We start from the raw sequence: 10,411 nt of genomic DNA on the forward strand, positions 1-10,411 counted from the left end.
GGCGTCGGAGGGCTACTTTTTGGCGGTATTTGCGGTACCTGGTTATTTTTGGCTGCTGTTGTCTTAGGCGGGGTTTTCACACCCCCGCACCCCCGTGGGATATTTGAGGACAGATGAAAGGGGAAGGGGGGATGGCACGTCCGGGCATGGGCGAAAATACGGGCTCGTCAGATCAAGGGGTTGGACGCAAGCGTTCAGGAAACGGTGCTGCTCTGTTTGTGCATATTGCCAAATCCCCTGCGCATCCCATAGGATTTACGCATTGAACCAGCTATTTGCCGGGATCAGGAAAACTGCCTTTGACGCGAAAATTGCGCCTGACCCAGGAACTGGTAGACCGCCTTCCCCCAAGGGTCGACGAAATGGGGCCGGTCAAGGTATCTGCCCCTGACCCGGATTATCATGCCCGAAATGCGGCGCAGATCCTTGGCGCGCTGCGCAAGTCCGATGAACTGTGGGTCTTTGCCGTCGGGTCGCTGATCTGGAAGCCGCGGTTCAGCGTGGTAGAACGGCGCCCCGGTCTGGTGAAGGGCTGGCACCGATCATTCTGCCTTGGCCCGATGCTGCGCCACCGGGGCAGCCCATCAGCCCCCGGCCGGATGCTTTCGTTAGACCGGGGCGGCGAATGCACGGGGGTGGCGTTGCGCATGGACCCAGGCAACATGGCAGTCGAACTGGAAACTCTACTAACGCTGGAACCGCCGTTGCCGCCGCAATGGCTGGACGTCGAAACCGACACAGACACGCTTCCCGCGATTGCCTTTGTGATCCGCCCTGATTTCGCGATGTACGCGCCCGAGCCGCCGCTGGAGGAGTTGGCCGATCTTCTTGCCACGGCGGTTGGCCATGTCGGCACCATGGCGGAGTATCTGCTCAACACGGTTACCCAGTTGGAAGAGGCGGGCTTGCACGACCCGCATCTGTGGCAGTTGCAGGACATGGTGGCCGACCGGCTGGAGCGGCTGCCGGGCGCTGCGCATCACCCTTGAGCCAGGGCCGACCGCAAGGCCTGGGCCGACCGCAAGGCCTGGGCCGGCAGGGGCGAGAACAACCGCGCCTGCCGAAAGCGGCTTACTTCATCATCATGGCATCCATTGCCATCATGTCGGGTTTGCCCTCGCAATGGGTCATAGTCATCTTCATGGCTTCTTCGGCCATCATGTCGTCCATCTTCATCGCGGCATCGGGGCCAGCCATGTGCATGGCGTCGGTGGCCTTCATCATGCCTTCGGCGTCCATGGCAGTGAACTCTGCGCAAGTCATTTTGGCAGGATCCATCTCATCAGCAAAACTCAGCGACGGCAGTGCAATGGCCGCCAGTACGGCGAGCGTTGAAAGTGTTTTCTTCATGGTAGGTTCCTTTCCTGTGGCACGCGGAATGTGCGCGCTGCATCGCCGTAACATGACGGCGGGGTGCGCCGGGGTCACAGGCCCGTGTGCGCGCGAAAAGGTGAAGGCGCGTGTGATAGAGCCTTACGCAGCCGCAAGCAGGGCCACGATGGCGGATTGATGCGCCACCACCGCGGCGCGCCCGGAGGGGCTGAGGCAATATACACCCGTCGTAACACGGTCGAACCAACCGTAGAGATCTGCCCGCATCAACGTGGCGGCGCGGGGGACACCACTGGCGCGGGCCACCAGCATTGCACGGGAAGGGCCAGATCGGCCGAGTTCGGCAGCGCACCGTAGCGCGTCTTGGCGGTAGGCGGTCATCCGCGGGGTGCGGGTGGTGCCGGCGATGTTCGGATCGCCGACACGGCGGTCAAACTCGCGCAGCAGGCGGGCCGCTTTCGGCGTGGACTTGCGGGGCGTGTAGGGGGCTGGGTCAAGATGGGCGCTGACGGCACCCAGCGCCACGTCCACCGCCAGCAGGCCAAGCCCGAGCCTGCGGCACAATGCGATGATATCACGGTAGCGCAGGGTCCAGCCGCGTTTTCCCGACACCGGCACTGCCAGATACACGGTATCGAACAGGCCTTGCCGCGCCACCCCCTGCATCACCAACTGCAGCGAGAACGTGGTCTTCATCTCGACCACAAGAGGCGGGTCGTCGCCGCGTCGGGCAAGGATGTCGCAAGCACCAATTTCGGCCTTCACCTCATAGCCTTGCACCGACAGGTAGGTCTTCAGCGCCGGGTAGAGATCAGCCTCGCGCATCGGTGCTATCGCACTTTCAGGGTGGCCAAACCGATCATCGCCAAGATCAGCGAGATGATCCAGAACCGGATCACGATCTGCGGTTCGGCCCAGCCGCGCTTTTCGAAATGGTGGTGGATCGGGGCCATCAGGAACACGCGCTTGCCGGTACGCTTGAAGTACAGCACCTGGATGATCACGCTGAGTGCCTCGACCACGAACAGGCCGCCGACAATGGCCAGCACGATCTCGTGCTTGATACAAACGGCGATGGCACCCAGCGCGCCACCTAGCGCCAAAGACCCGGTATCGCCCATGAATACCGCTGCGGGAGGGGCGTTGTACCAAAGAAAGCCAAGCCCCGCGCCGAACAGAGCCGAGGCAAAGATCAGCAACTCGCCCGTACCGGGAACGAAGTGGATGTCGAGGTATTCGGCGAAATTCGCGTTGCCAACGACATAGGCGATGATGCCAAGCGTGCCGCCGGCGATCATCACCGGCATGATGGCAAGGCCGTCAAGACCGTCAGTCAGGTTGACCGCATTGGCCGCGCCAACGATGACGATCATGCCGAAAGGCACGAAGAACATCCCGATATTCAGCAATGCATCCTTGAAGAATGGAAAGGCCAGCTGGTTGGTCAGCGCCTCGGGGTGAAACATCGAGGCGGCATAGGCGGCAAGCGCCGCGATCAGCAGGCCAAGACCAAAGCGCAGGCGCGAGGAGACGCCCTTGGTGGTCTGCTTGGTGACCTTGGCGAAGTCGTCGGCAAAGCCGATCAGGCCAAAGGCGAGGGTGACAAGAACAACGATCCAGACATAGGGGTTGTCAAGCCGCGCCCACATCAACGTGGAAACCATCAGCGCCGAGAGGATGAGAAGGCCGCCCATGGTTGGAGTGCCGGCCTTGGCAAAATGGCTTTGCGGGCCGTCATCGCGGATCGGCTGGCCCTTGCCCTGGCGGCGGCGCAACAGGTCAATCAGCGGGCGGCCGAAGATGAAGCCAAAGATCAGCGCAGTGCCGAAAGCGCCACCTGCACGAAAGGTGATGTAGCGAAAGAGGTTGAAGAAGTCGCCCCCGTCGGAAAACTCGGTCAGCCAAAACAACATTTACTGGGTCCCTTCTGTCGGGGCGGCGGCCTGCCCCATTTTACGCAGTGCGTCAACCACGAGGCTGACCTTGGAGCCTTTTGAGCCCTTGACGAGAATGATATCGCCCGCGTCGATCAGCCCCCGCACGCGGGCTGCGTGTTCGGGGGCGGTCTCGAACCACTCGCCGCGCTGTTGCCGTGGCAGGGCCAGCCACAACGCTTTCATGCGCGGGCCGACGCAGTGAATGGGCGCGACCTTGGCCAGACCGGGGTGGCGGGTGATGGCCTCGTGCAGCGCGCCCTCGGTCGGGCCAAGTTCCAGCATGTCACCAAGAATGGCGATCCGGCGACCTGCGCCAACACGGCCGATACCGTCTTGGGGGGTCGCAGCGATCAGCACCTCCAATGCTGCAGCCATTGAGGCGGGGTTCGCGTTGAACGCATCGTCGATCAGGCTGAACCAGGTTTCTTCCACCCGATCCAGAAGGATGCGTTCGCGCTTGCCCCGCCCGGCAGGCGGTTGCCAGAGCCCAAGGTCACAGGTGGCGACGGTGGGGTCGGCACCCAGCGCTTCGGCCACCGCAAGGGCACCAAGCGCGTTGGCTGCGAAATGCTTGCCGGGCGAAAGCACTTTGAACAGCATCGGCAATCCATGGCGGGTGGCTTGCACCACGGTCGTCTCGTCTGCAATGCGGGCGTCCAGCAGGCGGTACTCGGCGCGCTCCGAGGTGCCGAACAAAATGGGCCTGACCCCGACGGCTGCAGCCTTGGCCAGTAAGATCGGCATGGTGGCGATATCGGCATTCAAGACAGCGATGCCGCCGGGCGCAAGGCCCTCCATTATCGAGGCTTTTTCCTGGGCAATGCCTTCGATGCTGTTGAACGCTTCAAGGTGCGCGGCAGCGACAGTGGTGATCATCGCCACATCAAGGCGCGACATCCGCGCCAAAGGTGCAATTTCTCCGGGGTGATTCATGCCGATCTCGATCACCGCAAACTGGGTGTCGGCGGGCATCCGGGCAAGCGTCAGGGGCACGCCCCAATGGTTGTTATAGCTGGCGACCGAAGCATGGGTGCGGCCCTGCCCCGACAGGATCGCGCCCAACATCTCCTTGGTCGAGGTCTTGCCGACAGATCCGGTAACGCCAACGACCTTGGCCGTTGTCCGGGCCCGGGCCGCGGTCGCAAGTCGTTCCAGACCATGCTGAACATCGTCCACGACAAGCAGCGGCGCGCCATCTGCCACGCCGCCCGGGCGGTGAGTGACCATTGCGGCGGCGGCCCCTTTGGCCAGTGCTTGGGCGACAAAGTCATGCCCGTCGCGATCGGCCTTCAGCGCCACGAAAAGATCACCCGGTTGCAGCGTGCGGGTGTCGATTGACACACCGGTTGCCGCCCAGGCAGTGGTCGTCTGCCCGCCAGTAGCCCGTGCTGCGTCTTCGGATGTCCAGAGCGCCATCAGATAACCCCGTCCAGTGCGGCCACGGCGACAGAAGCCTGCTCGACATCGTCGAAGGGGTAGATGTCGCCCTTGATCACCTGCCCGGTTTCATGCCCCTTGCCCGCGATCAACAGCGCATCTCCCGGCTGCAGGGCATCGACACCGCGCAAGATGGCCTCGGCCCGGTCACCCACTTCGTTCGCGTCAGGACAGGCGGCCATGACCGCGGCACGGATGCTGGCGGGATCTTCGGAACGTGGGTTGTCGTCGGTGACATAGACCACATCGGCATGCGCCTTGGCCGCGGCCCCCATCAACGGGCGTTTGCCACGATCACGGTCGCCACCGGCGCCGAAGACAACGATTATTCGGCCCATGACATGCGGGCGCAACGCCTGCAACGCCGTCTCGATGGCGTCCGGGGTATGGGCGTAGTCGACGAACACTGATGCACCGTTCTTGCGGGTGGCGGCAAGCTGCATCCTGCCACGCACGCCTGTCAGGTGCGGCAGCGCGGCAAAGACATGCGCAGGTGTTTCGCCGGCAGCGATGGCAAGGCCGGCGGCAACGGCAACGTTTTCGGCCTGGAACCCGCCGATCAGATTGAGACGCACCTGATGCGGCTGACCGGCCCAGATCAGGCGCAGGTCCTGCCCCTTTGCATCATAGCGCTGGCCAGCAATGTGCAGATCCGCCTCGCCGTGGCCGACGGTCAGCACCCGCAAGCCGCGTTTGCGCGCGAGCATGGCCATGTCGCCGCCCCGTGCGCCGTTGAGGTTGATCACGGCGGTGCCGTCATCGGGCAACACGCGGGTAAAGAGTTCGGCCTTGGCCGCGAAATACGCCTCCATCGTCCCATGATAATCAAGGTGGTCCTGCGTGAGGTTGGTAAACCCGGCAGCAGTCAAGCGCACCCCATCCATCCGGCGCTGGTCAATGCCATGGCTGGACGCCTCCATTGCAGCGTGGGTGACGCCGCCCGCTGCGGCCTCGGCCAGCAATGCTTGCAAGGTGATGGCATCAGGCGTGGTATGGCTGGACGATGCCGACCACGCACCTTCGATCCCGGTGGTACCGATGTTGATGGCGGCATGACCCAGTACCATCCAGATTTGCCGGGTAAAGGACGCGACCGAGGTTTTGCCATTCGTGCCGGTGACGGCAACCATCGTCTCAGGTTGCGCGCCAAACCACAGGGCTGCGGTACAGGCAAGCGTGGCGCGGGGGTCTTCGGCAATGATCAGGGCGGCGTCCGAACCCGCAAGCGCATGGGCGGCAGTACGCGCGCCTGCGGCATCGGTCAGGATCGCGGCGGCGCCCTTTTCAAGGGCTGTCGCAATGAACTGCGCACCATGCACGGTTGATCCCGGCAGGGCCGCGAACAGCATGCCGGGTCGGACCGCGCGACTATCTATGGCCAGACCGTGAATCAGCACATCGCGACCGCCACGGGCGGTCAACCCAAGATCAGAGAGCCGTTGTGTCCGTTCCACCTTACCGGGCCCCATCTCTGATCCCATCAGTTGCTGGCGGCTGTTAGCGCATCCGTGGCATGGGGTTCAAGCTTTGGCCTGAGCCCCATCATTGGCGCGACGCGACGGATGATCTCGGCGGCAACCGGCACCGAAGTCCAGCCTGCCGTGCGGCGCGGTTCGGACCCCGAAGTGTCGATCGGTTCGTCCAACGTCACGATCAACACATATTGCGGGTTCGAGGCGGGGAACACAGAAGCAAAGGTGTTGATCACCTTGTCCTTGTAGTAGCCGCCAGTTTTCTTGGGCTTGTCGGCGGTGCCGGTCTTGCCCGCGATTTCATACCCCGGCACCTCGCCCAACGACGCCGTGCCATCGGTGACCACGCCCCGCAGCATCTTGACCGCTGCCTTTGCGGTGGCTTCGGTCATCACCCGGACGCCGGTGGTAGCGCCTTCGCGCTTTATCAAGGTTGGCTGGATCATCACCCCGCCATTGCCAATCGCCGCATAGGCGGCGGCAAGGTGCAGCGGGCTGGCCGACAACCCGTGACCGTAGGAGGTAGTGATGGTGACGATCTCGGGCCATTTCTTCGGGATCAGGGGTTTGGCACCGGCGGCCTCGATCAACTCGACCTTGGTCGGCTCGAAAAAGCCCAGTGATTTCAGGAATGCCTGCTGGCGCAGCGGCCCGATCATCAGTGCGATATGCGCGGTGCCGACGTTGGAGGATTTGACGATCACATCGGTGACCGACAACAAGGGGCCATAGTTCTTGCCCTCGAATTCCTTGATCTTGTATTTGCCCCAGGCCATCGGGGCATTGGCATCGACCATAGTATCGGGGGTGACAAGCCCCAGTTCCATCGCCTGAGAGGCGGCAAAGATCTTGAAGGTGGAGCCAAGCTCGTAGACCCCTTGGACTGCGCGGTTGAACAGAGGGCTGTCGCCAGGTTCCGCAGTCTTGTCGACCAGCGGATTCGGGCGATCGTTCGGATCAAACGTCGGTAGCGAGGCAAGGGCGATGATCTCGCCGGTGCGCACGTCCATCAGGATGGCGGCTGCCCCCTTGGCGTTCAGCATGGTCATGCCGGCGTACAGCACTTCTTCGACGGTGGCCTGCACCGAAAGATCGATGGACAATTCAAGCGGTTTGCCGCCCTGCGCGGGGTCACGCAAACGGGCGTCCAGCGCCTTTTCAATGCCCGCAGTGCCAATCACTTCGGCCGAGTGCACGCCCTCCGCGCCAAATGAGGTGCCGCCAAGGACGTGCGCCGCAAGGGTGCCATTGGGGTAAAGCCGCATTTCGCGCGGGCCGAACAGCAGGCCCGGGTCGCCAATTTCATGCACTTTCTGCATCTGTTCAGGCGACAGAACCTTGCGGATCCAGACAAAACTGCGCCCGTCGGTAAAGCGACGTTCCAGCGCTTTGGCGTCAAGATCGGGAAAGATCGCCGCAAGCTTCTGCGCCGAAGCCTTCGGATCCACCATGATTTTTGGCTGCGCATAAAGCGCGAACGTCGTCATGTTGGTTGCAAGAATCCGACCATTGCGGTCGGTGATATCGGCCCGTTGGGCAATGATCTCTGCCCCTGGCGCCGAGGCGCGCGGCTCGACCGGTTCAGTGGCGGCCAGAAGGCCCATGCGCGCGCCGATGGTGGTAAAGGCAGCAAGGAACGCGACGCCAAGGATCAGCAAGCGCAACTCCGCCCGGGCGCGGGTTTTGTCACGGATCACCTCATGGCGCAGACGAAGGTTTTCGCGTTCGATCGTGTCTGGGTTCTCGCCATGCTGGCGGGCATAAAGGACGCGGGCTAATGGGCGGAGCGGGGTGCGCATCAAAGGTCGCTTTCCGGCAAGGGCTGGGTGCCCTGGATATCGAGAGGCATGTCGATTTCGGGAATATCGGGCGCTGGATAGGCCACCTGCCCCGGCGCGCCGAATTGACCGGGTTCCATGGGCAGCAGCCCCAGCCGGTCAAAGTTGATCGTGGCCAGTTCGCGCAGCCTGTCGGGCCGGTTGAGATAAGCCCACTCGGCACGTTGCACAGCCAACCCCTCGCGCAGATCGGCGATCTGGCGTTGCAGGGCCTGCACGTGTTTCAGCGAGGCCTGGGTCGCGTAATTCTCGCGGTAGGCCCAGAAGCCGAGTGCGATGACCGCAAGGAAAGCGAGGACGTAAAGCACCGGGCGCATGTCAGCGACGTCCTTTCTTTTGCACTTGCGGCACGCCGAGATCGTCGGGGTCAAGCGGCAGCGCAGGCGCCTCCGTGCGGCGCGCCACGCGCAGCTTGGCCGAACGCGCCCGCGGGTTGCGGGCCAGTTCTTCCGCGTCAGCGGTGACCGCGCGGCGGGTAACCAGATCGAAACGTGCGGTGGTGTCGGTCTTGGCCGGGGCATAGCGGTTTGCATTCGCCTCGTGCCCCGAAGCCAGCTGCAGGAAGCGTTTGACGATACGGTCTTCGAGGCTGTGGAAAGTGACAACGGCCAGCATGCCGCCGGGTTTCAGCGCCCGTTCGGCAGCAGCAAGACCTTCGGCCAGTTCGGAAAACTCGGTGTTCACCGCGATCCGGATGGCCTGAAACGTGCGCGTTGCGGGGTGACTTTGCCCCGGCTTCGGGCGCGGCAGGCACCGGACGACAATTTCAGCCAGCCGCAAGGTGGTGGTGATCGGTTCGATCGCGCGGGCGGCTACGATGGCATGCGCGATGCGGCGCGAGGCGTGTTCCTCGCCGTAGGCATAAATCACGTTGGCAAGGTCGGTCTCATCAGCGGTATTGACCAGCTCGGCGGCCGAAGGGCCATCCTGGCTCATCCGCATATCGAGCGGGCCGTCACGCATGAAGGAAAAGCCGCGCCCAGCCTGATCAAGCTGCATCGAGGAGACGCCGAGATCAAGCGCCACACCGTCGAGCGCTTGACCAGCAAGGCTGTCGAGATGGGAAAAGGTGCCACGGACCAGCCGAAGCCGATCGCCGTAGGGCGCGGCCCAGTCCGCCGCCATGGCAAGCGCCACCGGATCACGGTCGACGCCAATCACCGACGCGCCCGCATCCAACAATGCGCGGGTATAGCCGCCCGCCCCAAGGGTGCCGTCAAGCCACAAGCCGTGCACCGGGGCCACTGCGCTAAGAATGGGGCCCAACAGGACCGGGATATGCGGATCATCCGATGTCGGGATGGGAGCGCGACCGGGCAGCGGACCCCGCATGACCGCCCCTACCCCGACCGTTTGTGCCGCCCGACGAGGGTCAGCGGATCGGTGTCATCATCATCGTCCAGCGCCAATTCGGCGTCATAGACCTCGCGGCGGTAGAGGCGGAAACGGTTGGTGAACCCGGCAAATGCGGCCTCGCCGCCCTGTGCCAGATCTTCGCCAGCAATGCCCATCTTTTCCCGAACTTTTGCAGGCAAGACGATGCGGCCATCGGGTTCCAGTTCCACCATCACCGACCGGCTGATCAAGTTCAACTCGGCCCGGGTGCGGTCTTTCGAGCCAAGCTCCATGGCCTCGATATCGGCCGCGAGGGCATCGGCCCCACGCTTGGAATAGCATTCGACGAAATTGCGGCCCTTGCCACCATAGACCATGTAGAGGCGGGCACGGGGAAACTCGGCGCTGGCGGGATCGTCGGATTCAAGAATGCGGCGAAAGGCCGCCGGGATCGAAACCCGGGCCTTGGCATCTACCTTCTGGTAGAACTCGCCTCTGAACGCCTCCGACATACGGCTCACCGGCCTTCTCAAGAACTTCATTCAAACCATTGACGGGGTGCGAAAAGGCGGATCGGGTTGCTGCCACTACCCGATCCGCCACTGTCCCATCGCTGGGCGTCCAGCTACGCGCACCACCTGGGGGAGATGTCTGCTCGCGCACGCGCCGGATCTCTGTCGTCCGATGAAGAGGGGCTGCCTGTATGAAGCTGCCTATCGCCTTATTCGGGGTCTTGGAGCCGCCCCTGCTTATCACTGCCCTCAGCATCGTCCGTGAGATAGGGATGCCATGGGACATTATGGGAATCAATGGAAATCTTTGGATGGAGGGTACGAGATATTGTGTTGCGAGGGGCAGAAGTGCAGGATTTAGTGGCAATCCTGCCCTCGCAGATGCAAGAGATAGATGTCGTAGCAGTATCATACGCTAGATATGGTAGCGGCGAGATAAGCTGGGATAATGCCGGATAAAATACCAAGAAAAAAGGCTATCGCGAAAGCAATCACAACATTTACTGCGCTCAATGTAAATTCCATGCCGCTGGCTTGGGTGGCAAAAT

At 62.8% G+C, this 10,411-nt stretch carries 10 protein-coding genes; 1 reads left to right on the forward strand and 9 read right to left on the reverse strand.

Annotated elements, in window-relative coordinates; translation table 11 throughout:
* Window positions 1-299 precede the first annotated feature (299 nt).
* Window positions 300-989 carry a gamma-glutamylcyclotransferase gene (locus RMO18_RS03390; protein ID WP_309663916.1) on the forward strand — a complete coding sequence of 230 codons (690 nt, stop codon included), beginning with the start codon at window positions 300-302 and terminating at the stop codon, window positions 987-989.
* 82 nt (window positions 990-1,071) lie between these two features.
* On the opposite strand, the gene RMO18_RS03395 is transcribed toward RMO18_RS03390, so the two are convergent.
* The 9 genes from RMO18_RS03395 to RMO18_RS03435 all read right to left on the reverse strand — a co-directional run bounded on the left by RMO18_RS03395 (window position 1,072) and on the right by RMO18_RS03435 (window position 9,872).
* A complete protein-coding gene (locus tag RMO18_RS03395; RefSeq protein WP_309663917.1) occupies window positions 1,072-1,350 on the reverse strand; it encodes a hypothetical protein in 279 nt (92 codons plus the stop codon).
* A 123-nt stretch (window positions 1,351-1,473) separates the two neighbouring features.
* Window positions 1,474-2,157: a DUF2161 family putative PD-(D/E)XK-type phosphodiesterase gene (locus tag RMO18_RS03400; protein WP_309663918.1), complete on the reverse strand. Its 684-nt coding sequence runs from the start codon at window positions 2,155-2,157 to the stop codon at window positions 1,474-1,476.
* Window positions 2,158-2,162: 5 nt separating this feature from the next.
* The gene (gene mraY, locus RMO18_RS03405) at window positions 2,163-3,245 is read right to left on the reverse strand and encodes a phospho-N-acetylmuramoyl-pentapeptide-transferase (protein WP_309663919.1); all 1,083 of its coding nucleotides are present in this window, start codon (window positions 3,243-3,245) and stop codon (window positions 2,163-2,165) included.
* Window positions 3,246-4,685, reverse strand: coding sequence for a UDP-N-acetylmuramoyl-tripeptide--D-alanyl-D-alanine ligase (gene murF, locus RMO18_RS03410; protein WP_405053996.1), 1,440 nt, complete (start codon window positions 4,683-4,685; stop codon window positions 3,246-3,248).
* Entirely contained in the window at window positions 4,685-6,187 is a 1,503-nt protein-coding gene (locus tag RMO18_RS03415) for a UDP-N-acetylmuramoyl-L-alanyl-D-glutamate--2,6-diaminopimelate ligase (protein WP_309663920.1), read from the reverse strand. The genes murF and RMO18_RS03415 overlap by 1 nt, the downstream gene beginning before the upstream one ends.
* Entirely contained in the window at window positions 6,187-7,980 is a 1,794-nt protein-coding gene (locus RMO18_RS03420; protein WP_309663921.1) for a penicillin-binding protein 2, read from the reverse strand. The genes RMO18_RS03415 and RMO18_RS03420 overlap by 1 nt, the downstream gene beginning before the upstream one ends.
* Window positions 7,977-8,333 carry a cell division protein FtsL gene (locus RMO18_RS03425; protein WP_309663922.1) on the reverse strand — a complete coding sequence of 119 codons (357 nt, stop codon included), beginning with the start codon at window positions 8,331-8,333 and terminating at the stop codon, window positions 7,977-7,979. Before RMO18_RS03425 ends, RMO18_RS03420 begins: the two co-directional genes overlap by 4 nt.
* Window position 8,334: 1 nt before the next feature.
* Window positions 8,335-9,348: a 16S rRNA (cytosine(1402)-N(4))-methyltransferase RsmH gene (gene rsmH / locus RMO18_RS03430; protein WP_309663923.1), complete on the reverse strand. Its 1,014-nt coding sequence runs from the start codon at window positions 9,346-9,348 to the stop codon at window positions 8,335-8,337.
* 8 nt (window positions 9,349-9,356) lie between these two features.
* A complete protein-coding gene (locus RMO18_RS03435; protein WP_309663924.1) occupies window positions 9,357-9,872 on the reverse strand; it encodes a division/cell wall cluster transcriptional repressor MraZ in 516 nt (171 codons plus the stop codon).
* Window positions 9,873-10,411 lie beyond the last annotated feature (539 nt).

Origin of the sequence: Tabrizicola sp. (genome assembly GCF_031377265.1) — a bacterium.
In the GTDB taxonomy this organism is placed as follows: domain Bacteria; phylum Pseudomonadota; class Alphaproteobacteria; order Rhodobacterales; family Rhodobacteraceae; genus JAUYQR01.

Excerpts from the sequence above, each read along its gene's own strand:
- RMO18_RS03400 (WP_309663918.1), bottom strand. The coding sequence starts at position 2,157 with ATGCGCGAGGCTGATCTCTACCCGGCGCTGAAGACCTACCTGTCGGTG.
- RMO18_RS03425 (WP_309663922.1), bottom strand. The coding sequence starts at position 8,333 with ATGCGCCCGGTGCTTTACGTCCTCGCTTTCCTTGCGGTCATCGCACTC.
- RMO18_RS03395 (WP_309663917.1), bottom strand. The coding sequence starts at position 1,350 with ATGAAGAAAACACTTTCAACGCTCGCCGTACTGGCGGCCATTGCACTG.
- RMO18_RS03415 (WP_309663920.1), bottom strand. The coding sequence starts at position 6,187 with ATGGGATCAGAGATGGGGCCCGGTAAGGTGGAACGGACACAACGGCTC.
- rsmH (WP_309663923.1), bottom strand. The coding sequence starts at position 9,348 with ATGCGGGGTCCGCTGCCCGGTCGCGCTCCCATCCCGACATCGGATGAT.
- murF (WP_405053996.1), bottom strand. The coding sequence starts at position 4,685 with ATGGCGCTCTGGACATCCGAAGACGCAGCACGGGCTACTGGCGGGCAG.
- mraY (WP_309663919.1), bottom strand. The coding sequence starts at position 3,245 with ATGTTGTTTTGGCTGACCGAGTTTTCCGACGGGGGCGACTTCTTCAAC.